The following is a 25,179-nucleotide window of genomic DNA, read 5'->3' as shown; positions in this document are numbered from 1 at the left end:
CCGGCGGCGTCAAAGATCGGGCGGGCAGGAGATGAAGATGACTACTCAGGGCATGAAAGAGGAAACCGCCGGCCGCATCGTCGCGGCCTATGCCTCGCGGCCGGATGTTGGCCAGGATGAGATCGTGGCGCTTTATCGGCGGCTGGCCGAGGAATTCTCGCGTCAGGGAAGCTCCGCGGTCGCGGTGCCGATCGCGCCGGAGACCGGCCGATTGCGGCCGGCGGTGCCGGTCGATCAGGCGGTGTCCGAGGATCGGGTGACCTGCCTGTGCTGCGGCCGCAGCTTCAAGATGCTCAAGCGTCATCTGGGAGCCGAACATGGCATGACCGAGGCCGGCTATCGCGCCGCCTTTGATCTGCCCGAGGATTTCCCGCTGGTCGCACCGAGCTATTCCCGCAAAAAGGCCAAACACGCCCGGAAGGCGGGGCTGGGCAAATATGAACGGTCTGTCGTCACCGGCGAGGCATAGGCCCCGGCATGGCGCAATCGGACGAACAGACAATCATCATCCGGCGGTCCGAGGAGAGCGAGGACCACGGCCATCACGGCGGCGCCTGGAAAGTCGCCTATGCGGATTTCATGACCGCGATGATGGCGTTTTTCCTGCTGCTGTGGATTCTCGCCGCCTCGGACGAAGAGAAGCTGCGCGGCCTGGCGGATTACTTTTCCCCCAGCCTGTCGCAGAGCGGCGGCAAGGGCGACGGGTTGCTCGATGGCACCGTTCTGGCCGCCGAGGGCGTGCTGAGCGGCACCGACGGCGCCGCCACCCCGGTGCAATTGCCCAGTTTCGGCCAGGAAAACCCGCTGGCCGTGTTCGACAGCCGGCTGCGCGACGAAAGCCCGACTCCGGCGGAACAGGTCGCGGCGCAAGCCGAGGCCGAGGCCGAGGCGGAAGCAGAGGCGGCCGCGGCGCTCGATACCCTGGAGATGGCCCGCGCGCGCGAGGCCTGGGCGGCGGCGCAGGACCGGCTCGAGCAGCAGATTGCCGAGGATATCGCCAATACCGTGGGGCTCGAGACGCTGGCCGAACACCTGGAGTTCAAACGCCGCGACGACGGGCTGGAAATCCAGATCGTCGACCGCACCGGCCGGTCGATGTTCAACTCGGGCAGCGCCCGCATCCCCGAGCGCACCCGGCATCTTCTCGAGGTGGTGGCCGGATCGCTGGCCGAGCTGCCGAACGAGATCACGATTGCCGGGCATACGGATTCGCTCCGGTTCCAGAACGGCGGCCCCTATTCCAACTGGGAGCTTTCGGCCGACCGCGCCAATGCCACCCGGCGGGTTCTGGTGGAAAATGGCGTCAACCAGTTGCGGATCACCCGGATTTCCGGCCTGGCCGATACCGAGCCGCTGGACGGTATCAGCGCCGATGCGGCCGAGAACCGCCGCATCAGCATCATGGTGGTCTATCCGATGGGCCAGGATGCGCCGCTCCGGCGACCGATTCCCTGAAATACGTTACGCTTACCCCGGGATTTCGCGGCAAAACCCAGTGGAAGCGGCCCTATATAGCGGGCGAGCGCGCAGAATAACGCAAAATATGGGGGTTGAATCCCGTTTTGTAACGAAAACTCAGGGGGTGTTCATGAATCTCTGCGGCGCGGCAGGCGGCGCGGAGGTGGCCCGGACCCTTGGATTCAAGCGGCAAAGGCCGGCGAATCACATGGCTCTATATAGATATCGCCCCAAGCTCACCGCCTAGATATGGTATGAGCCTTTACACTTGAATCCTTTAAGCAGGGTTAATCCGCACGTACTGATTGAGGGGTAGCTGATCGTTTAAACAAGTTCAGGGAGCGGATTTAAGGATGCTTGGACAACAGGTGCTCGACCTCATTTGGGAAGATGGCGTCGCCATGCCGGACGCTGAAACCTCCCGATATTTCCTGAACCTGTTCTCGCGCATCCTGCCGGTGCGCACCGCGCCGCTGGTTGCCGGCGCCGCCTGTGAACGACCGCTCGCCATGTCCGACAGCCTGGAGCTGGCGCCCGGTCTGCCGCTCGGGGATGTGCTTGTCGAAGAGCTGCCGCTGGATCTCGATTACGACACGCTGGTGGTGATGCTGCCGAGTGGCGAACAGAACCTCGGCTCCCTGCTGGGCGGGGCGGTGGCCGAAAGCCTGATCCTCGCGCTGTCGCTGGGCGAGATGCCGCTGGAGCGCGAAAACGAGGCACTGCATGCCCTGGCGCAAGCCGCCCTGCGCCGCGCCGCCGAGCTGGAAGGCGCCGGCGCCGCGCTTGACATGGCTGGCTTCCGGCGCGGCATGGCGCTTGGCCTCGGCCGGTACTGGATGGCCGGCGAGACGCTGACCGCGACGCCCGATTTCCTCACCAGCCCGGCGATGATCGCCCATCTGACACGGCTCGACCCGGATTTTGCTGAACCCGATCTTTGCCTGTTCGGCAGCCGCCTGCTGGATGTTTCGTCAGAGCCGCTGGCACTGGAAGAATGGATCGGCCGCACCTCGATGATGCTGCGCGCCTGCCTCGGCGCCCCGGAAAGCGAGTTCGAGCCGCTGCCACAGGATATCAGCGCGCGCTTTAACTTTCACTAAATCTTTAATTTCTTTCTGTTTTCCGTGAAATGTGTTTTTCTATCCTTGAAAGCAAGGATAGGGCGACGCTCTTCATGAACTCGATGTCGTACCAGGCCGCGATGCGGGTGCCGCTGCTCAGCTTCGAGCAGGAGCGCGCCGCGATTGGCGGCTGGCAGGATCGCGGCGACCGCAAGGCGCTGGAGCTTCTGGTCTGCGCCCATGCGCGCCAGGCCTGGGCGCTGGCGGCGCGGTTTACCGACAATCCGACGCATCTCGAGGATCTGGCCGCCGAGGGGATGATGGGCTTGCTGCGCGCCGCCGACAGTTTCGACCGAAGCCAGGATGTGCGGTTCTCCACCTATGCCAGCTGGTGGGTGCGCAACGCGATTTCCGCGGCCGTGGCCCGGATCAAGGCGGTGATCGACATTCCCGCGCGAACCTATCTCGATGCCCGCGCCGGCCGGCTGCCCGAACCGGAACATCACCTGATCCGCCTGGCCGTCCAGGCCGCGATCGAGATCGACGGCGCCAGCGACGGCCCGGCCGATCCGCGCACCGCGCTGGTCTGTGACGCCCCGGGGCCGGAAGAGGAAATCAGCCGCCTCGACCGCGAGGCGCAGCTGGCGGGGCTTCTGGCGCGGGCGCTGGGGCAACTCGATCCGCAGGAGATCGAGGTGGTGCGGCGTCGGCATCTGTCGGCCGATCCCGAACCGCATCTGGCGCTTGCCGCCGAGATGGGCCTGTCCCCGGCGCGGCTGCGCCAGGTCGAGCGGCGGGCGATGATGCGGCTGCGCCGGCATCTGGTGGAGGCGGGCTTTTCGCGCAGCCTGTTGCAGCCGTGATGAACATCCTCAGCGCCCTGGCCGGTCTGGCCTCTGCCACCGGCACCGAACCGTCCGCGCGCGGCGCGGCCCGTGACGCGTCCCCTGACGCGGCCGGTGCCGGGCTTTTCGCTGCGTTGCTGGGTCGGCGCGAGGGGCAAGAGGGGTCCGGCGATCTGCCGGCACCCAAAGCGGCCTCCGGCACGTCCCGCGAGACGGCGCAGGAGACGGCTGACGGCGGGCTCGAAGCGCTTCTGGCCGAGGCCCAGGCGGCGCTGGAGGATCCGAAGCTTGCCGATGCGGAACTTGCCGAGGCTCTGGTGCCGCTGGTCGCCGCGCTGGCGGAGGTCGTGTTGCCGCCGGCGGCGCCCGGAATCGAGGCCGGGCCGCCCGTTCTCGCCGGGCAGCGTCTGACCGAGGCGCTTCAGGCGCTCCGCGCACCCGCTGCGCCGGTGGTGGAAGCGGCGGCGCGCACCGGCCCGACCGAGGTGCGGACCGAGGTGTCCCGGCTGATCTCGGATATCTCGGCGCAGGTGGCAGAGACGCCGCAGGCGCAGGCCGAGCCGCCATTGCGCGGCGACAGGGCGGTGTCGCAGATCCCTGCGGGCGGTGCCACGGAGATGCGGCAGATGGCTGAGCGACCGCCGGTGGACCTGGCCCCTTCGCGCGTGGAGTTGCGCGCCGGCGTCGCGGCCGTGCCCGCCCCCCCGGCAGCCGCGGGGGCCGAGCTGCGCGCGCCGGTGATCGCCGACATGGCCGCCGCGCCTGCGCCCGCTCCGGCGCAGCCCGGGACAGTATTCACCCCGGCGCCGCCGCCCGAGGTGGTGGCACAGCAGGCCCGTGCGCCGCTGCCCGACAGCGGCCAGATCCTCGGCCAGCTCCGCGCCCAGGTGGATCAGGGCGGCACCATCCGCGTCGCGCTTCGGCCCGAGGGGCTCGGCCGGGTCGAAATCAGCCTCGCACCCGGCGACGACGGCCAGATCAACGTCACCGTCCGGGCCGATCAGGCCTCGGTTCTGGGCAGTCTGCGGGCCGATCGCGAGGGGCTCTTGACGCTGCTGCGCGATGCCGGCCATCAGGTCGAGGCGCGCGGACTCAGCTTCGCCGACATGGGCAGCCAGGGCAGCGGCGAGGGCGCGCGCCAGAACACCGGGCAGGGCGCGCGACAGACCGCGCTGCCGCAAACATGGGCCGGTGAGACGGCCGCCGAGCCGACCGATCCCCCGACCCCCGCCGCGCCCGCCTCTGGCGGCGTCGATATCACGGTCTGACAAGGACAGAACAATGGCAATCGATCCCTATGGCCTGACCGGCGCGACCAACGGCACCGCCTCCGGCTCCAACAACGCCCTGAGCCAGCTCGGCGAGGATTATCAGAGCTTCATCACCCTGCTGACCGCGCAGATCCAGAACCAGGATCCGCTCGAGCCGATGGACAGCACCGCCTTTGTCTCGCAGCTCGCGACGCTGACCCAGGTCGAACAGGCGGTGGCGCAGAATGCCAACCTCGAAGGCATTGCCGCGCAGCTCACCAGCCTGTCGGCGATCTCGGGGCTGAACCTGATCGGCCACAGCGTGGTGGCGCCGTCGTCAGAAGTGGCCCTGTCCGGTGGCGGGGCGACGCTGGGCTATCGGCTGGGCAACGAGGCGCAGCTGGTGACGATGGATGTGACCGACGCAAACGGCACCATCCTGCGCAGCTTCTACGGCTTGCCAGGCAGCACCGGAAGCCTGCACGAGGTCGCCTGGGATGGGTTGGACGACGCCGGTGCGGCCCTGCCCGACGGGCAATATTCGGTGCAGCTCACGGCGCTGGATCTCGATGGCAACACGGTGACCTCGCAGACCTTCGCCTTGGCGCAGGTCACCGGGCTGACCTATGATCAGGGGCTGGCGGTGTTGCAGCTGGAAACCGGCGAAGCGGTGCTCGCCGGGTTGATCGAAGAGGTGCGCTGAGCCGTCTCAGCTGCGCGGCACCTCGGCCTGAAGCAGCGACAGAAGCAGAACCTCGGCGACATCCGCGCCAAAATCATCCCGAAGATCGGCCACAAGGGTTTCGGCCAGCCGCGGCGTCTCGACCCGTTCGCCGGTCAGGCTCAGCCCTTCGGCCGCGCGATGCAGCGAGGCCAGCACCGCATCGCGCAGGCGCGAGGTGTTCTCGGCATCGCTGAACTTGGCGGCCGCTTCGGTGTCGCGCATCTCGACGCCGATTTCCGACACCACATAGGTCACGCTATGGGCGCGATAGACCGGCACGCTCATCCGGCCGAGGCGCACCACATTGGCCTCGTTGCGCGCGGCCGCGGTCTGCGAATGGTCGGCGTCCGGCGTCGCGGCGCCTTCGTCGGGGCTCTCCTGCCCGCTTTCCTTGTCGGCGAGTTCGTCGAGAACCTGCGCCGCCGGGGTCTGGCCCGGGGGATCGATTTCGGAGGGCGCCGCTGTCACGACGGCGGCGGGCATCACCTGCCCACCGGCATATCCCGCCGCGGCAAAGGCGAGCGGCAGGGCGACAAAGGCGATAGCGGTCTTCTGCATGTCCTGATTCCGAACTGGTTGTCTCGGAATCGGTTATCGCTTGGCAATCAGACAAAACTTTTCGCAAACTTTGTCGGAAGTTAGGTCTAATATGGCAGGATTACGTCCATCACGTCCTCGCCATAGCCGCGCACCTGCTGGCGGCTGATCGATCCGCGGCCGCCATAGCTGATGCGGGCTTCGGCCATCTTGTCGTAGCGGATGGTATTGCCCCGGTCGATGTCCTGCGGGCGGATGATGCCGGAGACCCGCAGTTCGCGCAGTTCTTCGTTCACCTTCACCTCCTGCCGGCCGACCACCACCAGATTGCCGTTGGGCAGCGCCTGCACCACCAGCGCCGCCATGCGCAGCGAAATCGACTCGCGGCGATCGATCGAGCCGTCGCCGCTGGCGCTGGTGGTCGACCCGATATCGACGATGTCGCCGCTGGGCAGGTCGGCGGGGCCGACGCCGGGCAGGATCTTGTCGATCTGCGAGCCATAGCCGAAGAACCCGGCCAGCGTCAGCGAGCTGTCGCCGCTGCGGCTGCGGTCCGAGGCGTTGTCGAGGCTGGCCTCGTCGTCGATCTCGATCACGATGGTCAGAAGATCGCCGATCTGGGTTGCCCGCTGATCGGCAAAGAAGCCGCCGCTGCCCGGCTCCCAGAGCGAGGCGCGTTCGGCCCGATCGGGAATGCGCGGCATTTCGGGCGGGGGCATCGGCACGTTGACCGTCTGCGCGGCGGCCAGGTCGCGGCGGTCGACGCCGATCGGGCTGAGCTCGGGGTCGCGGTCGAACACCGGTTTGCCACAGGCGGCAAGCAGCACAAGCGCCGGGCCGGCCGGCAGAATTTGGCGTAAACGGATCATCGGATCACCTCCACAAGCCCCGGCCCGCGGGCAATCGCCTCGAGCGGGGCATTGCTGACCAGATTGACGATGCGCAGTTCGGCGCCGCGATGGGCACTGTCGAGCGCGCGGCCCGGGGCGGTCAGGACCAGCCGGCCGTCGTCATAGAGGATGTTGACCTTGTCGCCGCGGTCGATCACCAGCGGCTGCATCACCGATTGCGTCATCACCGGCCGGCCCTGGGCCAGCATGCGGCGGACCTGCATGCCCTCGAGCAACTCGGGCTCGGTGATGGTGAAGGCACCGATGCGGCGCAGCGGAAGCTCGGTGATGGCGATATCATCGGTGCCGATAATGGCGCCCGGCATCAGCCGCCGCGCCGGCACCGGCACCGCCAGCACCGGCAGCGCCATGCCCTCGAGCCGGTGGGTGACGCCGGTCTCGGTCACCGCATTGGCCAGAAACCGGCCGCTGTCGCGGTCCATCCAGAAGGCCGAGATCATCTCGGCCTCGGCGGCGGCATTGCCGGAGAAGCGGATGCGGATCAGCGCCTCGGCCGGCAGCTCGTTGCCCCAGCTCTGGCGCACCTGCTCCTCGATCAGCACATCCGCGGTTTCGGCGCGGGCCGAAAGCGGAGCAAGAACAAGGGCAAGGATCAGGGCAAGGACAGGCATGGCTTACCGGATCTGGTTGGCGGCCGACATCATTTCGTCGGCGGTTGAAATGGCCTTGGAGTTCATCTCGTAGGCGCGCTGTGCCTGGATCAGATCGGTGATCTGGCGGACGATATCGACGTTCGAGCTTTCGAGATATCCCTGCCGCAGGATGCCGACGCCCTCATCGCCGGGCAGCGAGGGGATCGCATCGCCCGACGCGACGGTGGCCTGCAATAGGTTGTCGCCCAGGGGCCGCATGCCGGCGTCGTTGACAAAGGTGGCCAGGGTGAGCTGGCCGATCTCGACCGGCACCGGATCGTTGTCGACAAAGGCGCTGACGATGCCGGTGTCGCTGATCTCGATCTTGGTGGTATTGGCCGGCAGCACCACGCCGGGATCGATCTCGTAGCCGCTGCCATTGACGATCTGCCCCTCGGCCGAAAGCCGGAAAGAGCCGTCGCGGGTATAGGCCTGATCGCCATCGGGCAGGTTGACGGTGAAATAGCCGCGCCCGTCGATCGCCATGTCGAGCTGGTTCTGGGTCTGCACCAGCCCGCCCTGGGTGTTGAGCCGGACCGTCCCCACCGCCTGCACGCCGAGGCCGACGTCGAGGCCCACCGGCCGGGTGTTACCCTCTTCCGCCGTCACCGCCCCCTCGCGTGAGAGGTTCTCGTACACCAGATCGGTAAAAGAGGCGCGGGCGGTTTTGTAGCCGGTGGTATTGGCGTTGGCGATATTGTTGGAAATCACGTCGACATTGGTCTGCTGCGCCATCATGCCGGTGGCGGCGATACCCAGGGCTTTCATCTGCGTCTCCCTCTCTAGCTGGTCTGGCCGATGCGGCTCAGCATCTCTTTTTTCAGGTCGTCCTCTGACGAAATCAGGTTGAGCGCGTGCTGATAGGCCTGCTGAATGTCGATCAGCCGCGTCACTTCGCTCACCGCCTGTACGTTGCTGGCTTCCAGCGCGCCCTGGATCACTTCGGTGCCGGTGTCGTCGGGGGCAAGCTGGGCGGTGCCGTCCTCGGGGACGAACATGCCGCCGCCGGCGCGGCCCAGGGACTGGCGGTCGGGCAGGGCGAAAATGCCGATCTGACCCAGCACGCCGCCCTGCTGCGACGAGATCACCCCCTCGCCCGAGATCGCCACCGTCGCGGCCAGGGCCGGCGGCAGGGCCAGCGGCGCGCCGCCCGCGTCCAGCACCTGGGCGCCGCTGGTGGTGACAACGCGGCCCTGCGGGTCGAGCACGAAATTGCCGTCGCGGCCAAAGGCCTGCTGGCCGTCCTCCAACTCGTAGGCAAACCAGCCGGCACCCGAAAGCGCCATGTCGAGCGGGTTGCCGGTCTGGAGCACGACGCCGGAGCGGTCATCGAGATAGGAGCCGCGATCGATCAGGTAGCTGGTGCCCTCGCCGGTGACGTCGGTGCTGTCGGGGTTCAGGTAGCTTTCGAACAGCACGCGTTCGGCCTTGAAGCCGGTGGAATTGGCGTTGGCGATATTGTTGGCGGTGACGTCAAGCTGACGCTCCAGCGCAGTGAGCTGAGACAGGGCGACATAGGTGGAATTATCCATCGATCATCTCAATCAATTCTTGTTCTACCGCTTGCGTGACGCTCTTTTCTTGCTGACAATGCGTTTTCATTTGGTGTACATCAAGAACAATCATGATGAAACGGCGAAAAAACTCGGCCTATTCTTGTTTTCTCGGCGCTGTCGCGGCGCTGACCCTGGGGCTGCCCCAATCCTCTGCGGCGGCCACCGAGACGGTGCGCGCGATGCCCGCGGTGCAGGGGCTGGAGGCGCCGATCTGGGGGATCGAGCCGCCGGTGCTTTACCTCGCGCCGCGCGAGTCGCAGCCGTTTCTGGCCGGGCGCACGGCGCTGATGGCGGCGCTGCTGCGCGCCGGCGAAACCGGGCCGGCGCGGATGCGGGTGCTGATCGAGCTGGCCGAATTTCACTTTGCCCACGGCATGATCCCGGAGGCGCTGTCGATCCTCTCGGAGGTGCGCGGGCCGCAGGTGCCGCCGGCGCATGGCCTGCGTGCGGCGGCGCTGGAGCTGGCGCTGGGGCTGTTCGATCCGCTGGGCCGGCCGCTGACCGAGCGCGCCGCCAATCTGCTGGCGCCGCATTACGCCAAATGGCCCGATCAGCCGCTCTTGCTGGTGATGTCGGATCTGCGCGCCGGCGCGTGCGCCAAGGCCGCGCCGGGGCTGCGCGCCGCCTTCGAGCGGCTGCAACGGTTCCCGGAGGTGGCCCGCGAACAGGCGCTGCCGGCGCTGCTGGAATGCGCCATCGACGACCGGCAATGGCAGCTTGCCCGCGATATCGCCAGCCGGTTCGAGGATCATGTCACCCTGCACGACAGCCCGGCGCTGCATTTCCTGCTGGGCAAGGTGGCCGAAGCCGGTGATGCGCCGTTGGCGGCCTTCGACAGCTATGCGCTGGCACAATCGGGCTCCGATCGCTGGGGCCACCGGGCGCGGCGGGCACTGGTCGATCTCGGGTTACGCCAGGATGCGCTGAGCTCTGCCGAGGCCGCCGACCTGCTGGCGCTCGAAACCGAGATCTGGCGGGGCGATGCCGCGGCGGCGGACACCCTGGGCGATCTGGCGGCGCTGCAAGAGATCGCGGGCGATCCGGTCGCGGCGGTAGAGACCTATGGCCGGCTGCGCCAGCGCCATCCGGGCACCGACCAGGCGCAGGGAGCGCAGCAGAAAGCGCAACATCTGATCGGCAAGCTCTACGAACAGGGCGCCAGCGGCGAGATCTCGCTCTCGGCCTTCATGGCGCTGCACGCCCGGATTGCGCCCTGGTTCCGCTTTACCGCCGATTACGCCCTGTCGGCCGAGCGGTTCGCCGACGGGTTCCTGGCCGCAGGCGCCACCACCGTCGCGGCGCAGGAATTCGCCACGATCCGCGACCACCTGACCGCGGCGCAGGATCTGGGCCTGTTTGCGCCGCTTCCCGGCCAGCTCGACCGGTTGGCCGTCAAGGAGGCCGAGGCGCTGTTGCAGGGCGGGCAGTTCGAGGCGCTGGGCCTGCGGCTGGCAGAGCCGCCCAGGCCCGAGGAGCCGGCGCTGGCCGCGCGACTGGCGCTGGTCTCGGCGCGCTATCTCGACGAGACCGGTCAGCGCGCCGCGCTCTTGTCGGCCAGCGCGGCGGAGGCGCCCGAACAGGTGCTGCGGCTGCGCGCCCAGGCCCGGTTCGAACGCGGCGAATGGCCCGAGGCGCAGGCCGCCTATGCCGCGCTGGCGGCGCGCACCGGGGCCGATCTGCCGCTGCCCGACGCGATCCGCTATCTGCTTGCCGCCCATCGCAGCGGCGACGTGGCCACCGCCGCCGATCTGGTCGGTCGCTTCGCCGCCCTGACCGACCTGCCGGAATGGACCGAGATTGCCGCCACCCTGACCGCCCAGGTGCCGGAGCTTCTGCCGCTGCGCCAGGACGCCGCCCGCCGGCGGATCGACAGCGCACAGGACATGCTCGACACGCTGTCGGCACCGCGCAGCGTCAATTGAGGCCCCGCGCCGGCAGCCGCAAAAACAGGCAAGGATCAGCGAAGCGGTTGTAAAACATCGCCAAGAACAGCCGTCTTTAAACTTGGTGTAACCAGGCTGGTCTATATGTAGGGGCAACGGTGACCCAACACCGGCACGGCAAAGACGAGGCGGATATGAGCATTACCAACGCGATGGCGTCGGGCGTCAGCGGGCTGCTGGCGAATTCCACGGCGGTCAGCAGCATCTCTTACAATATCGCGAATGCCGATACGGTCGGCTATCGCCGCAGCTTCGAGCAGATGGTTACCGCCGGGGCCTCGGGCGCCAGTGGCGCCATGGCCACCGGCGTGCAGACCACCTCGATCCACAGCAACACGGTTGACGGCAATTACCTCGACACCGCGATCGCCACCAATCTGGCGATCACCGGCAACGGCTTTTTCGTGGTCAACTCGAACATCGATGCCTCTTACACCAACGGCAACCTGTTCACCCGCGTCGGCAGCTTTGAGCCCGATGACAACGGCAATATGGTCAATTCAGCCGGGCTCTACCTGATGGGGTATGCCTATGGCGCCAACGGCGCGCTTGGCGCGGTCGACCGCAACAGCTTTGCCGATCTGGTGCCGGTCAATGTCGCCAACCAGACGATTGCCGGGTCGATCACCGGCAATATCGCGATTGGCGGCAACCTGCCGTCGCAGGAAACCGGACAGGCCGCCGCCGGCGATCCCTTTGTCTCTTCGGTCGAATATTACAACGCCCTCGGCGCGGCCGAGCGGCTGACCCTGTCGTTCCAGCCCACCACCACGCCCAACAGCTGGCAGGTGACGATCAGCGACGCCAATACCAGCTACGGCGAAGTCACCATGAGCTTTGCCGACAGCGGCCCCAACGCCGGCGCGCCGCTGGCCTATGCCAATGCCACATCGACCGCCACCGCCCCGGCGGGCTTTGCCTTCAACCCGGCAACCGGCGTGATGACGCTGACCGTCAACAACGGCACCACGCCGCAGGTGGTCGACGTCTCGCTCGGCGCGCCCGGCAGCTTTGACGGGCTGAGCCAGTTCTCGGGCGATTACTCGCCCCTGACCATCGAGGCCGACGGCTCCGAGAGCGGCACGCTGACGCGGGTGGAATTCGACGAATTCGGCAATGTCTGGGGCGTGTTCGACAATGGCACCCGCTCGGCGCTCTACCAGGTGCCGCTGGCCACTTTCTCGAACGCCAATGGCTTGCAGACCACCAACAATTCGACCTTCTCCACCTCGATGGACTCCGGCGATTTCTATCTCGGCCAGGCCGGCAGCGGCGAAACCGGCACCCTGACCTCCGGTGGCGTGGAATCCGCCAATGTCGATATCGCGCAGGAGCTGACCAGCCTGATCCAGCGCCAGCGCGCCTATTCTTCCAACGCCAAGATCATCACCACCGCCGACGAAATGCTGTCGGAAACCGTGAACCTGAAACGCTAACCGGCCAGAGCGGCAATCAATGCGTCGGCCTGACAGGAGAACGCCATGAGCCTGACTTCCGCGCTCAGCGTCGCCGGCGCCGGGCTGACAACCACCTCGCGCTGGGCCGAAACCGTGTCGGGCAATATCGCCAACGCCGGCAATGCCAGCTATGCCCGCCGCGATCTTGCGGTCACCACCGATCCGCAGGGCGTGCCGGGGGTGTCGACGATCGCCCGTGCCGTCGACAGCTCGCTCGATGCGATGTATCGCAACGAGGTGTCGCGCACCGCGACCCAGGACGCTATGGCCACGGGCCTGTCGCCCTATACCGCGATCCTCGGCGACAGCGAGAGCAGCGACACCATCCTGACCCGGCTGACCGAATTCCAGAACGCGCTTGACCTCGTGTCGGTCGCGCCCTCGGATGCCAGCCTGCAACGCAGCGCGGTCGATGGTGCCCAGGGGCTGGCGCTGGCGCTGAACCGCGCCGGTCGCGCGCTGGCCGACACCGCCAAGGACACCGCCGCCGCGATCGGCGCCGATGTGGACGCGTTGAACGCCAGCCTGACGCGGCTGCAAGGGCTGAACGAGCGGATTGCCGGCGGGCTCGAGGGCGAGGCGCGGTTGGCGCTGGAAGACCAGATCACCGCCGAACTCGATGCGCTGGCCGAGGTCACCGACTTCACCCTGCGCAAGGACACGGATGGCCAGGTGGCGCTGTTCACCACCGGCGGCACCGCATTGCTGTCGGACAATCTGCGGCAGCCGCTGCGGTTCGAACCCACGACCGGCACGCTGTATGCCGGCGAGATCGAGATCACGCCGGGCAAGACCGGTGTGCGCGGCATTTCCGAAGGCGCCCTGGCCGGCCGGATCACGCTTTATTCCGAGACCTTGCCCGAGATGCAGGCCCAGCTTGACGAGGTCGCCCGCGCGCTGATCGAGGGCATGGCCGGGGCCGATCCCAGCCTGGCACCGGGCGAGGCGGGGCTGTTCACCGATGCCGGCGCGGCGCTGGCGGATCCGGCCGCGCCCGGCCTGGCCGCGCGCATCGCGGTGAACCCGGCGGTGCTGCCCGAGGCCGGCGGCGGCTATTGGCGGATCCGCGACGGCATGGGGGCCACCGCGCCGGGCACCTCGGGCGACAACAGCCTGATCCTCGATTTTGTCGACACGCTCGATGCGACAACTGCGTTTGACGCGGCGGCGGGCCTCGGTGGCAGCGACCGGCTGCCGGAGTATGTCGCCGCGCTGATCGCCGGCCAGAACGCCACCCGCGCCAGCGCCGGATCGGCGGCGGAATCGCTGGCCGCCGGGGCGGTGGCGGTGCAATCCAGCCGCATGGCCTTTGCCGGCGTCAACATCGACGACGAGCTGCAACAGCTCACCGCGATCCAGCAATCCTATGCCGCCAACGCCCGGGTCCTGACCGTCGCGTCGGAGATGATCGACACCCTGCTCGGCGCCGCCTGAGGAATGCACAGATGATCTACAACATGACAAACGGCCCCTCGACGCTCTACAGCAACCTGCTGCGCCGCAATACCAATGCCGAGCTGCAAAACCGTCTTGCCCAGGCCGAGCAGGAGCTGGCCACCGGCGTCCAGAGCGACATCTACGCCTCGCTCGGCGCCAGCGCCTCGGAGGCGCTGGCGCTGAATGCCGCGCTCGACCGCGACGCGGCCCAGGTCACCGCCAACACCCTGCTGGGCGGTCGGTTCGACAGCATGAGCCGCGCCCTTGGCACCATCCGCGAGAGCGTGCAGCCGGCGTTCGATCTGGCGGTGGCCAACAGCACTGTCGGCGGCTCCACCGGCAGCGGCTTGCAGCTTCAGGCGCGGGTCGCGCTCGATGCGCTGATCGGCCAGGCCAATGCGACCCACGCCGGGCTGGCGCTGTTTTCCGGCAGCGCCAGCGACACCCGGTCGCTGACCCCCTGGGATCAGACCAGCACCAGCAGCGGCGAGACCCCCGGCGCGGCAATCGGCGCGCTTCTGGCCCAGGGGATGGGGACCGGTGTCGAAGTTACCGCCCGGATCGCCGAGATGGATGCGCTGTTCGACAATGCCGACGGCAGCTTTGACGCGCTGTTTGACACCGGCGGCGGCAGCGCCGTCACCGTCAATATCGGCGACGGCGAAACCCTGCGGCTTGACGTGCAGGCCAATGATCCGGCATTTCGCGATGTGCTTCAGGGGCTTGCCATGCTGGCGGCCACCGATGCGCAGGAGATCAGTGATCCCTCCGCCTATGCCGACTGGGTCGGCGCCGCCACCGCGCGGCTGGCCTCGGGCATGGAGGGCCTGCTTGACAGCCAGGTCCGGCTGGACGCCGGTTCGGCCCGGATCGACGCCGCCAACACCCGGATGCAGGACCGCGCACTGGTCTATTCCACGCGGGTGAGCGATCTGATTGGCGTCGACAGCTATCAGGCGGCGACCGAGATCACCGCGCTGGAAACCCAGCTTCAGGCCAGCTATGCGGTGACCGCGCGGCTATCCCAGCTGAGCTTTCTGAACTACATGGGTTGATCCGCGCGGCGGCAGCGGGGCGGTCGTCTCGTCGGACTCCGCCGGGTCGAGCTTGTAGCCGCGGCCGCGCAGGGTGCGGATATGCGGATCGCCCAGCGGCGACATCTCTTCGATCTTGCGCCGGATGCGGTGGATGTAGACGTCGATCACCTTGTCGAAGGGCTGATCGTCGGCCATGCCGTAGACCGCATCGTAGATCCGCGATTTCGACACCACCCGTGGCGCCGCCAGGGCGATCTGCTGAAAGATCGCCAACTCGCGCTGCGAGAGCTTCATCGGCTGGCCGGCGACTTCCGGGTCGCGGCCGTCGAAAAACGCGGTCACATCGCCGACATTGATCGAGGCCGCCGCATGGCCGTGGAACCGCCGGGTGATGGCATTGACCCGGGCGCGCAGCTCATGGCCGGTCAGCGGGCCGACGATATCGTCGTCGGCGCCGGCATCGAGGGTTTCCATCGCCGCTTCCGGGTCGCGCGTGCCGCGCAGCACCAGCACCGGGTTGCAGCATCCGGCCCGGCGCAGGCGGGCGATATGCTTGACGGCGCGGGAATGGGCCCACATCAGCACCGGCCGGTCGGCACAGCCCTCGGGCGCGAGCAGGTCGAGCTGACGTTCGAAGAAGTCGTCGGTCACCGTCACTGGCTGCCAATCCGCATCGGCGAGACCGAACAACAGACCGCCGAGGGCGTTCGTTCGCGCGTCGTAAAGGTAGATATGCACCACGCCCCCTGACCGATTTTTGACTTCGCCATGCTTTGACAAGCATACAATGCGCAAAACCTGTGGTGCGGTCAAGCATAACACAAGAATAGAATGGTTAATCAAGAATTAAACATTGCGATTTTCTTCGCTCCGATGTTTACTCTTGGCAATGGGTCCCGAGCGGCCCGGGCCAGCCAGTTTCGGAGCGTCATGCGTATCGCCGCCCTCTTTGCCGCCCTTGCCACCGCGCTCTTGCCGGCCCTGCCGGGCTGGGCCGAGGTGCGGATCAAGGATATCGCCACCTTCGAAGGCGTGCGCGAGAACCAACTGGTGGGTTATGGCCTCGTGGTCGGGCTCAACGGCACCGGCGACACCCTGCGCAACAGCCCCTTCACCGAGAAAAGCATCGAGGCGATGCTTGAACGGCTGGGGGTCGGCAACCTGTCGGAAGACAGCATCAAGACCGCCAATACCGCCGCTGTCATGGTCACCGCGATGCTGCCGCCCTTTGCCCGGCGCGGCTCGCCGATCGATGTGGTGGTCTCGTCGCTGGGCGATGCCTCGTCGCTGCGCGGCGGCACCCTGATCGTGACGCCGCTGACCGGTGCCGATGGCGAGGTCTATGCGGTGGCGCAGGGGCCGATCGCGGTGGCCGGCTGGGCGGCGCAGGGGCAGGCGGCCTCGGTGGTCGAGGGCGTGCCGACGGTAGCGCGGATCGAGAACGGCGCCACCGTCGAGAACGAGATCGAATTCGAGCTGACCTCGCTGCGCAACATCCGGCTCAACCTGCGCAACCCCGATTTCACCACCGCGGCCCGCGTCGAAGAGGTGATCGAGGCGCGACTGGGTGGGAATGCCGCGCGGGTGCTCGATCCGGCGACGGTGGAAATCGCTCTGGGAAGCGCCGACAAGCTGGATGTGCCCGGCGTGCTGGCCGACGTCGAAAACCTGCTGGTCACCCCCGACAGCACCGCCAAGGTGGTGATCGACGCGCGCTCCGGCACCATCGTGATCGGGGCCAATGTGCGCATTGCGCGTGTCGCCGTCAGCCAGGGCGGGCTGACCGTGATGGTGCGCGAGGATCCGCAGGTCAGCCAGCCCAACCCGGTGACCATTGGCGGCACCACGGTGGTGGTGCCCCGAACCTCGGTCGAGGTCGAAGAGACCGAAACCCATTTCACCATTCTCGAGGGCGCCGATGTCAGCCTGCAACGGCTGGTCGATGCGCTCAATGCCATCGGCCTGACGGCGACGCAGACCATTTCGATCCTTCAGGCCATCAAGGCCGCCGGCGCGCTGCATGCCGATCTGGAAATCATCTGAGGAGGCCACATGGACATTGCTACCAATATGGCGGCGCTTCAGGTCACCGGCGCGCAGGCGGCCGAGCCGGGCAAGGCCGCGCCCGACGCGGCGCAATCGGCGGCGCGCGAGTTCGAGGCGATGTTTCTGAGCCAGATGGTCGACGAGATGCTGGCACAGGTCGATATCGGCGATTTCGGCGGCGGCCAGGCAGAGGAACACTGGCGCTCCTTCATGGCCGAGGCCTTTGGCCGGCAGATCGCCGAACAGGGCGGCGCCGGCATCACCGCCAGCCTGCGCGGCGCGCTCGAGGCCTATGCCCAGACCAAGGCAGAGCAGGAGCAGGGCGGATGAGCGAGATGACACCGGCCCGCGCCACCCAACTTGTCGATCAGCTGGCCCGGCTGCTGCGCGACGAGATCGCGGCGATCGGGCAGGGGCAGCTGGCCCGGGTCGAAGAGCTCTATCCCCGCAAGACAGAGCTTTTGGGCGAAATTGAGGCCGCCTTTGAAAATCAGGAAAAATTTTTATCCGGCAGCGCACCGGCGACGGTTGCCCTGCGCCGCAAGCTCGAGGAGCTGCACGGGCTGATCCAGACGGATCTGTCGCTTTTGCAGCGCATGACCGAGGCTACAGGCGCCGTAGCGCAGGAAATCGACCGCATTCGCGACCGTCAGAGCCTTCGCGGGCTCTATGATCGGGGTGGTGCGCGAAAAACCGGGGATGTGACTCAACCGCAACGTTTGGATCAATCGGTTTAAGACAAACGCTTTTTTGGCCTTCTGCTCGGCCGGACCCGTGTTACCCATGGCGCACGGCAGTGCCGTTTTCGTCAGAAAGACGAAGACCAACGATAGAAAATCGGAGCAGTAAATGTCTTCAATCAATACGAACAGCAGCGCAATGGCTGCACTCGCAACCCTGCGCAACATCAACGACGACCTGGGCAGCACCCAGAACCGGATCTCCTCGGGTCTCAAGGTGGAATCGGGCAAGGACAACGCCGCCTATTTCCAGATCTCGGAAACCATGAAGAGCGACAGCTCGGTCTATTCCTCGATCAACGAAGGCCTGACCATCACCAAGAGCTCGGTGTCCACCGCGCGTCTCGGGGCCGAAAGCGTTCAGGATCTGGCGCAGGAATTCCTTGATCGCGTGGCCTTTGCCCAGGGCGCGACCAGCGGTCTCGACGAGATCGAGAACGACCTGAACGAACTGGTCAAATCGATGGAAACCACGCTGAGCCAGTCGACCTTCAACGGCGACGACATGCTGGGCGCGGGCGCCTATTCGGACGGTGATGTCACCGCGGCCACGCTGGATGCCACCAACGGCACCTTCAGCGCCGCGGCGGCGCAAACCGACACCGCCGTCGGCGTCGACCGCAACACCGTGACCGGCGTCAGCCGGGCCGGCGGCACCTATGCCACCACCTCGATCACCGTGGGCACCCACGACCTCGGCATCCTGGTGTCGGACTTCAAGACCATCGCGACCAACTTTGGCACCAACGCCAGCAACGCGACCAACGGCGCCGCCTTCCTGAGCGGCGTGCTGGCCACCACCGAGACGACCCTCAGCGGCGTCACCGACATCGCCACCAAGCTGGGCCAGTCGGAAAAGTCGGTCGAGACCCAGCAGACCTTCCTGCAAGCCGTTGTCGACAACATCGACGGTTCGGTGGGCTCGATGATCGATGCCAACATGGAAGAAGAGGCCGCGCGTCTGCAAGCGCTCCAGGTGCAGCAGCAGCTGGCAACCCAGTCGCTGTCGATCGCCAACCAGGCGCCGCAGAACATCCTGTCGCTGTTCCGCTAACGGCATTTGCGGGCGCCCCCGGGCCCCGGCAAATCTGACAACGGGGAGGCGCCCGGCGGCGCCTCCCTTTCGCCGGAGTGACGGACATGCCGTGCCCGGCCAGAAATCCCCCCGCAACGACGGGGAAAGAGGCAGAGCAGCACATGAGCATCAACGCATACAAGAGCACGATCCGCGAGAGCGCCAGCCCGCGGCAGATCGAAGCCCGGGTCTTCGCCCGCATCACCGGCGCCATGAGCCAGCATCTCGAGGCCTGGGCCAAGGCCGGAGACAAGGCCGAACGCGCCAATATCCTCGCGCGGGGCCTGCGCGCGGACATCGCCGAAAACCGTCAGCTCTGGGCGCGCCTTCAGGGCGATCTTGCCGGCGCCGGCAACCAGCTTCCCGCTGCACTCAAGGCCAATCTGATTTCGCTGTCGCTCTGGGTCGACCGGGCCTGCGGCGAAGTGCTGGGCGGCGGCGACGGGCTGCAAGCATTGATCGACGTCAATCAGAACATCCTGGGCGGTCTTTCGGGGCGTCGCCCGGCACCGACGGCATTGGAAACCGATGGCACTCAATCTCACGCTCAAGCCGTTTGAACGGATCATCGTCAACGGCTGCATGTTGCGCAACGGCGGCCGCAAGAGCACGCTGACGGTCGAGACACGGGCCGACATCATCCGCGAGACCGACCTGCTCGGCCCCGAGGCGGCGACCACGCCGGTAACGGCGGTCTATTTCCTGATCCAGAGCGCGCTGATCGATCCCGAAACCCGCGACAAGACCGCCAAATCGGCGCAGAAGCGGCTGGCGGTGCTGGCCACCACCTTCGGGGCCGAGCTGCGCGGCCATGTCTTCGAGACCGCCAACAACGTCAGTCGCGGCGAATATTTCACCGCCCTGCGCAACCTGCGGCCCTTGCTCGCACGCGAGACCGAGATCCTCGGCGCGCGGCAGGAGGTGAGCGCATGATCTCGGTCGCCGGCATGTCGGGCAATGTGGCGCTGCGGCTGGTGGATGCCACCGAGACCAAGGAACAGGAAATGATGCGCGACGCGCCGCAGAACGCCCGCGCCATCGCCTATTTCCTGGAAAATATCGAGACGGTCGAGACGGTCGACGACCTGATGGCGGATTACGAGCTCTACAGCTTCGTGATGAAGGCGCATGACCTCGAAGATCAGATCTTCGGCAAGGCGATGATGGAAAAGATCCTCAAGAGCAACATCGAAGAGGAAGACGCGCTGGTGAACAAGCTGACTGACAGCCGGTTCACCGAGCTTTACACCACCATGGGCTTTGGCACCGACGGCATCGGCAATATCAACACCATGCTCGGCAACTGGAAGACCCGCATGGTCGACAAGTTCATCGACACGCAATATGTCAACGAAAAGGCCGACGAGAACGAAGCCCTTGGCATTGCACTGGATTTCCGGCGCAAGGCCGCCGACATCAACACCGCCTACGACATTCTCAAGGATTCCGACATCTCGCAGTTCGTGCGCACCGTGCTCGGCCTGCCCGACGCGGTGGCGGCGCTGGATATCGACCGTCAGGCCGAATTCATCGCCGAAAAGCTCGACCTCGAGAGCCTGAAGGATCCGGCCGAGGTCGAGAAGCTGGTCACCCGCTACGTGGCCATTTCCGACGCGACCTCGGACCTGACCGCAAACAATGCCGCCTTGCAGATCCTGAGCAGCGGTGTCGGCTCGGGCAGCTTCGTGCCCGTCACCCTCGATATCAGCGCGGTCACCGGCTTCAGCGGCTACAAGCTGCGCTGATCAGATCATGTCGTCCTCGTCGTCGTTGAGCGGCAGGCGGATCTGTTCGTCCTCGGCCAGCGAGCGGGCGTAATCCAGCGCCAGCGCCTGCGCCGCGCTGACCTCGCGGCGGCGCACCGGGCCCATCGCCTGCATCTCGTCCTGCAACATGTCGCGCGACCGCTGCGGCAAAGCCGCCAGAAACGCCTCGCGGGTGTCCTGGCTGGCGCCTTTCAGCGCCGTCGGCAGGGTGTTGCCCGGCATGTTGCGCATCACCTTGGCCAGATCCATCGGTTCCAGCTTGGCCAGGTCTTCGAAGGTGAACATCTTGGCCTTGATCGCCTCGAAACTGTCGGGCACCGAGGCGGTCAGCGCCGTCGCCATCGCGTCAAAGGCCACGCGGTCGAGCTTGTTGAAGAGATCGGCCATGCGCTGGTGCTGTTCATTGACGGTGGGCTGGGCGCCGGCGTTCATGATGTCGGCCTGAAGCGATTCCTCGATCTGCGCCATCATGTGGTGCGGCACCGCCTCCATGCGGATCATCCGCTCGACCACATCGTTCATCTTGTCCGCGCCCAGCAGCGGCAGAACCTTGGCCGCCACATCCGTCTTGACGTTCGACAGGATCGCCGCAACCGTCTGTTCGTGCTCGTTTTTCAGATAGTTGGCGATGACGTTTTCCGACAGGGCACCAAACCGCGCCCAGAGATCGCGCTCTTTCAGCGGGCCACGGATGTCCTTGAGAATGCCATCGACCTGCTCGCCCGGCAGGAGCGAACGCAGCATGTTCTCGGCGACCGAGAACGAGCCCACCACGCCGCCGCCGTTGGTGATGTCATCGACAAAATCCGACATCACCTGCTCCACCGTCTCGGAAGAGATCGAGCCCAGCCCCGACATCGCCCGGGTGACCTGCTGAATCTCGAGATCGTCAAGCCGCTGCAACAGCGCCGAGCCGCGTTTCTCGCCGAGGCAAAGAAACAGGATCGCGGTCTTCTGCGGCCCGCTGAGCTTGCGCCGCCGGGGGCGCGCATCGGTTGCACTCTTGCGCTTGAGGTCTGCAACGGCCATGGCTCTGCTCCTTACCGTGGTGTCAGCCGCCCGTGACCGGGACGTAGCTTTCCATGAGACTGCCGGCCAGCATGTACCAGCCGTCGATGAGAACGAAGAAGATCACCTTGAACGGCAATGAAATCAGCACCGGCGGCAACATCATCATGCCGGCGCTCATCAGCACCGAGGCGACAATCAGATCGATCACCAGAAACGGCAGATAGATCAGAAAGCCGATGGTGAAGGCGCGGCGCAGCTCCGAGATCATGAAGGCCGGCACCAGCGTGCGCCAGTCGGCCTCTTCGGCGGTTGCGGCCAGCGGCACTTGTTCGGCGGCGTCGCGCCCGGCGATCTCGTGGAACAGCGCCAGATCCTTTTCGCGGGTGTTGACGAACATGAAGGCGCGGAACGGATCACCGATCCGGCGCAGCGCCTGTTCCTCGCTGATCGCATTGTCCATCAGCGGCTGAACGCCGCTATCCCAGGCGTCCTGAAACACCGGTTGCATGACGAAGAAGGTCATGAACAGCGCCATCGAGCTCAGCACCATGTTGGGCGGTGTCTGGTTCAGCCCCAGCGCCGAGCGCAGCATCGAGAAGACGATGACGAAGCGGGTAAAGCTGGTCATGATCACCAGCAGCCCGGGCGCCAGCGACAGCACGGTGATCGCGGCGACAAGCTGGATGATCCGGCCCGAGAGGCTGGCGCGTTCGTCCGATCCGGCGGGGGCGTCGCTCAGCGCATCGCCGATCGCGCCAAGCAGGTCGCTGCCGGCCTGCTGCGCGCCGGCCGGCGCAGCGGCCCAGCCCAACAGCAGCACGGCGACAAGGCCGACCGGAAGGGCCCGCGACCGGGTCATTTCTCGGACACGTAATCCTTGACGATCTCGGTCAGCGAGACCCCCAGACGGTCGTCGGACAGCTTGACCAGATCGCCGCGCGCCACCAGCCGGTCGCTGATCACCACCTCGACCGGCTGGCCGATCGCCTTGTCCAGCTCGATGATCGAGCCGCGGCTGAGCTTGAGCAGCTGGGCAATCGGCATCTTGGCGCGGCCCAGCACGATCTGCACGTCGAGCCCGACATTCAGCATCGCATCGATCCCCGATCCGCCGCCCATGGCCGCGGCTGCGGCGGCGGCCGCCGCCGTTCCGGTATCGGCCTGCGGGGCCTCCGGCGCCTCGAGCGCGGGGGGGCCGTCTTCGGTGACGGCCTCGCCGCTGGTGTCGGTCATTTCGTTCATGACGGCTCTCCTGTGAGTTTCTGCCCCAGCCTCTGCTCGATCTCCTGCCGCGCCAGGCCCAGCGCTTCGAGGATGCGGGCGCAAATCTCGGCAAAGCTGTAGGCCATCACACCCTGGTCCCAGGCGGCCCGCACCGCGCCGGCCTGCAACGTCGGATCGGGGCGCAGCGACAGCCGGCCGCCAAAGCCCGCCTCGCGCGCGGCGGCCTCAAGCTCGGCTGTGGCGGCTTCGAGGCTGTCGGGCGGGAAATAGAGCGTCAACTGCGCCGCCCCCAGCGCCATCCGCACCGCCGAACGCGCCTCGCGCCGCGCCTGCCCTTCGGCCAGTGCCGCGCTGACATCGGGGGCCAGCTGCTCGAACACCGACAGCACGAAATCGATCATCTGCGCCTCGAGCGCGGCATGATGCGCTTCGGCATCGGCAAACAGATCGCGCAGCACCGGCACCACCGCCTCGGCCAGTTGCAACCGGCGCGTGGCATCCGAAGCGAGCGCCGCCTCCTGCGCCTCGGCCCGGCCTTTCTGATACCCCGCCTCGAAGGCCGCCGCCCGCGCTTCTGCCAGCGCCAGTTCGTGATCGGAGCGGGTGAACAGCGGTTCCGGGGCAGGGGCCGCCTCTGGCGTCAGGGCCTCGGTCTCGGCGTCGAAATTGCGATCGAAAAGATAGCTCATGCGCTCGGCCCCTCTGCCAGCCAGCCGCGCAGCACCTTGACCGCATCCTCGGGCTCATGCTCGATCAGCTGCCCGACGGTGTTGATCCAGCCGCGTTGCACCCCGCCCTGAACCGAGGCCAACGCCACGGTATCGCCTTCCGATCCCGGCGGCAGCGGATCGAGGATCGTGCCACTTTGATACACCGGCCCCGCGTCGGCCGCAGCCGGGCCATTGCCGGTGGCCGCGCCGGTTGCCGTGCCGCCGGCCAGACGGGCGGCATCGGCGGGCGGGGTCAGGGCGTCGCCGCCTTCGGGCAGTGCCTGGGGTTGCAGGATGCGGTTCAGCGCCGGGCGCACCCCCAGCAGCAGCACCGAACCCACCAGCGCCAACGCAAAGGTGCCGCGCAGCGCGGTGCCGAGATTGTCGGTCAGCAGGCGGGTAAAGCCGCCGCCGATCGGCTCGCCCACATCCATCGAGTAATCCATGAACCGCAGGCTGACCACTTCGACGCTGTCGCCGCGCGTCTGGTCAAAGCCGATGGCGCTCTGCACCAGCGCCTGAAGCTGCGCCAGCTCGTCGGCGCCGCGTTCCTGGTAATCGACCGCGCCGCCGCCCTGCACGTTGTAGATGCCATTGACCAGCACCGCGACCGAGACCTTCTCGATCTCGCCCGGCTCCTGCACGATCTCCGAGGTGGTGCCGCCGATCTCGTAGTTGATCACCTCGTTGGTGCTGTTCGAGCTGTTCGACGCGCCACCGGGCACATCGGCGGCCAGCGCGGCGGGGATGTTGTCGGCAACGCCGACTTCGCCGCTGGCGGCGCGCTGGTCCTCGCGGCTTTCCTCGCGGGTCTCGGTCGAGCGGACGACACGCTGGGCCGGATCGAAGGTCTGCTGGTGGATCACCCGCCGTTCGGTCGAGAGATCGACGCTGACCTGCACGCGCGCATTGCCGGCCCCGACCCGCGCCGTCAGGATCTGGGCGATGCGCTGCGACAGCCGGTCCTCGATCTGCGCCCGCGCCGATTGCAGCGAGGCCTCGCTGCCCGGCGCGCCGTCTTCGGCCAGGATGGTCTCGCCCGAGGCCGAGAGCACCGTCACCTGGGTCGGCGAGAGGTCGGGCACAGCCGAGGCCACCAGCGACCGGATCGCTTGGGCCTGCCGGGTGGCGATCTGGCGCGCGCCGCGCACGATGACCGAGGCCGAGGGCCGGGGCCGCTCGCGGCTGAAGGGTTCGCGTTCGGGCAGCACCAGATGCACCCGCGCCGCCTCGATGCCGTCGATGGTCTGGATCGACCGGGCTAGCTCGCCCTCGAGCGCGCGCAGCCGGTTCACCCGCTGCATGAAGCTGTTCATCCCCAGCCCGGTGCCGCCGTCGAACAGCTCCCAGCCGGGGGTGCCATCGCCGGGCAGGCCGGCGCCGGCCAGCACCATGCGGGCGCGCGCCAGATCCTCGGCCGGCACGTTGACGGCGGTGCCCGCCGCCTCGACCTGCGCCGCGATATCGGCCTGTTCCAGCGCCTCGACGATCGGCCCGGCCTCGGCTGGCGACAGGTCGCGATAGAGCGCCACGTAATCGCGCGAGCCGAGCATCGTCAGCCCCACGAAGACCGCCAGCACCAGCGCCAGCCCGACCGCCCCGAGAGCGATCAGCCGCGGTCTGCCAAGCGATTTGAGGTTTTCGATGACTGCCTGCACGTGGAAATCTGCCCGCAACTATTTCTTGTAGAAACTAACCACATCTATTCTTGTCTATCAAGGATATTATACTGTTTTATACTTGCCATACCGGCGATGTT

Annotated in this window: 28 protein-coding genes; 17 read left to right on the top strand and 11 right to left on the bottom strand. The window is 66.9% G+C overall.

The window, feature by feature from the left end; genetic code table 11:
- Positions 1–37: 37 nt before the first annotated feature.
- The 6 genes from BMW90_RS17775 (at position 38) to BMW90_RS17750 (ending at position 5,317) form a co-directional block, all read left to right on the top strand.
- A complete protein-coding gene (locus BMW90_RS17775; protein ID WP_074837743.1) occupies positions 38–469 on the top strand; it encodes a Ros/MucR family transcriptional regulator in 432 nt (143 codons plus the stop codon).
- Positions 470–477: 8 nt separating this feature from the next.
- Positions 478–1,455: a flagellar motor protein MotB gene (locus tag BMW90_RS17770; RefSeq protein ID WP_074837723.1), complete on the top strand. Its 978-nt coding sequence runs from the start codon at positions 478–480 to the stop codon at positions 1,453–1,455.
- A gap of 356 nt (positions 1,456–1,811) precedes the next feature.
- Positions 1,812–2,558: a hypothetical protein gene (locus BMW90_RS17765; RefSeq protein ID WP_074837722.1), complete on the top strand. Its 747-nt coding sequence runs from the start codon at positions 1,812–1,814 to the stop codon at positions 2,556–2,558.
- Between the two features lie 74 nt (positions 2,559–2,632).
- Positions 2,633–3,382 (top strand): sigma-70 family RNA polymerase sigma factor, encoded by a 750-nt coding sequence (locus tag BMW90_RS17760; RefSeq protein WP_048535281.1) that lies wholly within the window; start codon positions 2,633–2,635, stop codon positions 3,380–3,382.
- Complete coding sequence (locus BMW90_RS17755) at positions 3,382–4,632, top strand: flagellar hook-length control protein FliK (protein WP_074837721.1); 1,251 nt, start codon at positions 3,382–3,384, stop codon at positions 4,630–4,632. Before BMW90_RS17760 ends, BMW90_RS17755 begins: the two co-directional genes overlap by 1 nt.
- Positions 4,633–4,645: 13 nt before the next feature.
- Positions 4,646–5,317, top strand: a complete 672-nt coding sequence (locus tag BMW90_RS17750) for a flagellar hook assembly protein FlgD (protein ID WP_048535276.1) — start codon at positions 4,646–4,648, stop codon at positions 5,315–5,317.
- Between the two features lie 6 nt (positions 5,318–5,323).
- On the opposite strand, the gene BMW90_RS17745 is transcribed toward BMW90_RS17750, so the two are convergent.
- From BMW90_RS17745 to BMW90_RS17725, 5 genes are all read right to left on the bottom strand, one after another.
- Entirely contained in the window at positions 5,324–5,896 is a 573-nt protein-coding gene (locus BMW90_RS17745; RefSeq protein WP_048535274.1) for a hypothetical protein, read from the bottom strand.
- A gap of 86 nt (positions 5,897–5,982) precedes the next feature.
- Positions 5,983–6,744: a flagellar basal body L-ring protein FlgH gene (flgH, locus tag BMW90_RS17740; RefSeq protein ID WP_048535273.1), complete on the bottom strand. Its 762-nt coding sequence runs from the start codon at positions 6,742–6,744 to the stop codon at positions 5,983–5,985.
- On the bottom strand, positions 6,741–7,397 hold the full coding sequence (gene flgA / locus BMW90_RS17735) for a flagellar basal body P-ring formation chaperone FlgA (protein ID WP_074837720.1): 657 nt from the start codon (positions 7,395–7,397) through the stop codon (positions 6,741–6,743). The genes flgH and flgA overlap by 4 nt, the downstream gene beginning before the upstream one ends.
- 3 nt (positions 7,398–7,400) lie before the next feature.
- Complete coding sequence (flgG, locus tag BMW90_RS17730) at positions 7,401–8,186, bottom strand: flagellar basal-body rod protein FlgG (RefSeq protein WP_048535270.1); 786 nt, start codon at positions 8,184–8,186, stop codon at positions 7,401–7,403.
- 14 nt (positions 8,187–8,200) lie between these two features.
- Positions 8,201–8,950, bottom strand: a complete 750-nt coding sequence (locus tag BMW90_RS17725) for a flagellar hook-basal body complex protein (protein WP_074837719.1) — start codon at positions 8,948–8,950, stop codon at positions 8,201–8,203.
- A gap of 95 nt (positions 8,951–9,045) precedes the next feature.
- Between BMW90_RS17725 and BMW90_RS17720 the strand changes: the two genes are divergently transcribed.
- The 4 genes from BMW90_RS17720 to BMW90_RS17705 all read left to right on the top strand — a co-directional run bounded on the left by BMW90_RS17720 (position 9,046) and on the right by BMW90_RS17705 (position 14,866).
- Positions 9,046–10,896 carry a hypothetical protein gene (locus tag BMW90_RS17720; protein ID WP_074837718.1) on the top strand — a complete coding sequence of 617 codons (1,851 nt, stop codon included), beginning with the start codon at positions 9,046–9,048 and terminating at the stop codon, positions 10,894–10,896.
- Positions 10,897–11,051: 155 nt separating this feature from the next.
- Positions 11,052–12,353, top strand: coding sequence for a flagellar hook protein FlgE (locus tag BMW90_RS17715; protein WP_048535264.1), 1,302 nt, complete (start codon positions 11,052–11,054; stop codon positions 12,351–12,353).
- Between the two features lie 45 nt (positions 12,354–12,398).
- Positions 12,399–13,808 carry a flagellar hook-associated protein FlgK gene (gene flgK, locus BMW90_RS17710; RefSeq protein ID WP_074837717.1) on the top strand — a complete coding sequence of 470 codons (1,410 nt, stop codon included), beginning with the start codon at positions 12,399–12,401 and terminating at the stop codon, positions 13,806–13,808.
- Positions 13,809–13,819: 11 nt separating this feature from the next.
- Positions 13,820–14,866, top strand: a complete 1,047-nt coding sequence (locus BMW90_RS17705; RefSeq protein WP_074837716.1) for a flagellin — start codon at positions 13,820–13,822, stop codon at positions 14,864–14,866.
- Here the strand turns inward: BMW90_RS17705 and BMW90_RS17700 are convergent.
- Positions 14,831–15,586 carry a winged helix-turn-helix domain-containing protein gene (locus tag BMW90_RS17700; RefSeq protein ID WP_244526543.1) on the bottom strand — a complete coding sequence of 252 codons (756 nt, stop codon included), beginning with the start codon at positions 15,584–15,586 and terminating at the stop codon, positions 14,831–14,833. The two genes, BMW90_RS17705 and BMW90_RS17700, sit on opposite strands and share 36 nt — an antisense overlap.
- Before the next feature lie 192 nt (positions 15,587–15,778).
- Here BMW90_RS17700 and BMW90_RS17695 point away from each other — a divergent pair, with 192 nt between their 5' ends.
- From BMW90_RS17695 to BMW90_RS17665, 7 genes are all read left to right on the top strand, one after another.
- Entirely contained in the window at positions 15,779–16,891 is a 1,113-nt protein-coding gene (locus BMW90_RS17695) for a flagellar basal body P-ring protein FlgI (protein ID WP_074837715.1), read from the top strand.
- Between the two features lie 9 nt (positions 16,892–16,900).
- A complete protein-coding gene (locus BMW90_RS17690; RefSeq protein WP_139211450.1) occupies positions 16,901–17,224 on the top strand; it encodes a hypothetical protein in 324 nt (107 codons plus the stop codon).
- A 5-nt stretch (positions 17,225–17,229) separates the two neighbouring features.
- Complete coding sequence (locus BMW90_RS17685; RefSeq protein WP_139211448.1) at positions 17,230–17,631, top strand: hypothetical protein; 402 nt, start codon at positions 17,230–17,232, stop codon at positions 17,629–17,631.
- Between the two features lie 112 nt (positions 17,632–17,743).
- Positions 17,744–18,688 carry a flagellin N-terminal helical domain-containing protein gene (locus tag BMW90_RS17680; protein WP_074837714.1) on the top strand — a complete coding sequence of 315 codons (945 nt, stop codon included), beginning with the start codon at positions 17,744–17,746 and terminating at the stop codon, positions 18,686–18,688.
- A gap of 143 nt (positions 18,689–18,831) precedes the next feature.
- Complete coding sequence (locus BMW90_RS17675) at positions 18,832–19,269, top strand: flagellar biosynthesis regulator FlaF (protein WP_074837713.1); 438 nt, start codon at positions 18,832–18,834, stop codon at positions 19,267–19,269.
- Positions 19,238–19,642 (top strand): flagellar biosynthesis repressor FlbT, encoded by a 405-nt coding sequence (locus BMW90_RS17670; protein WP_048535251.1) that lies wholly within the window; start codon positions 19,238–19,240, stop codon positions 19,640–19,642. The genes BMW90_RS17675 and BMW90_RS17670 overlap by 32 nt, the downstream gene beginning before the upstream one ends.
- Positions 19,639–20,454, top strand: coding sequence for a DUF1217 domain-containing protein (locus BMW90_RS17665; RefSeq protein WP_074837712.1), 816 nt, complete (start codon positions 19,639–19,641; stop codon positions 20,452–20,454). Before BMW90_RS17670 ends, BMW90_RS17665 begins: the two co-directional genes overlap by 4 nt.
- On the opposite strand, the gene BMW90_RS17660 is transcribed toward BMW90_RS17665, so the two are convergent.
- The 5 genes from BMW90_RS17660 to fliF are packed head-to-tail and all read right to left on the bottom strand — an operon-like array spanning position 20,455 to position 25,078.
- Positions 20,455–21,504: a flagellar motor switch protein FliG gene (locus BMW90_RS17660; RefSeq protein WP_048535247.1), complete on the bottom strand. Its 1,050-nt coding sequence runs from the start codon at positions 21,502–21,504 to the stop codon at positions 20,455–20,457.
- Positions 21,505–21,526: 22 nt separating this feature from the next.
- On the bottom strand, positions 21,527–22,345 hold the full coding sequence (gene fliP, locus BMW90_RS17655; protein ID WP_074837711.1) for a flagellar type III secretion system pore protein FliP: 819 nt from the start codon (positions 22,343–22,345) through the stop codon (positions 21,527–21,529).
- Positions 22,342–22,719, bottom strand: a complete 378-nt coding sequence (locus tag BMW90_RS17650) for a FliM/FliN family flagellar motor switch protein (protein ID WP_048535381.1) — start codon at positions 22,717–22,719, stop codon at positions 22,342–22,344. The genes fliP and BMW90_RS17650 overlap by 4 nt, the downstream gene beginning before the upstream one ends.
- A 5-nt stretch (positions 22,720–22,724) precedes the next feature.
- Positions 22,725–23,399, bottom strand: a complete 675-nt coding sequence (locus BMW90_RS17645; protein ID WP_074837709.1) for a FliH/SctL family protein — start codon at positions 23,397–23,399, stop codon at positions 22,725–22,727.
- On the bottom strand, positions 23,396–25,078 hold the full coding sequence (gene fliF, locus BMW90_RS17640; RefSeq protein WP_074837742.1) for a flagellar basal-body MS-ring/collar protein FliF: 1,683 nt from the start codon (positions 25,076–25,078) through the stop codon (positions 23,396–23,398). Before fliF ends, BMW90_RS17645 begins: the two co-directional genes overlap by 4 nt.
- Positions 25,079–25,179: the final 101 nt, after the last annotated feature.

Source organism: Marinovum algicola (genome assembly GCF_900109145.1).
GTDB classification, from domain to species: domain Bacteria; phylum Pseudomonadota; class Alphaproteobacteria; order Rhodobacterales; family Rhodobacteraceae; genus Marinovum; species Marinovum algicola.
The sequence above is the reverse complement of the archived record's forward strand: the minus strand, read 5'-3'. Positions and strand labels throughout refer to the sequence as shown.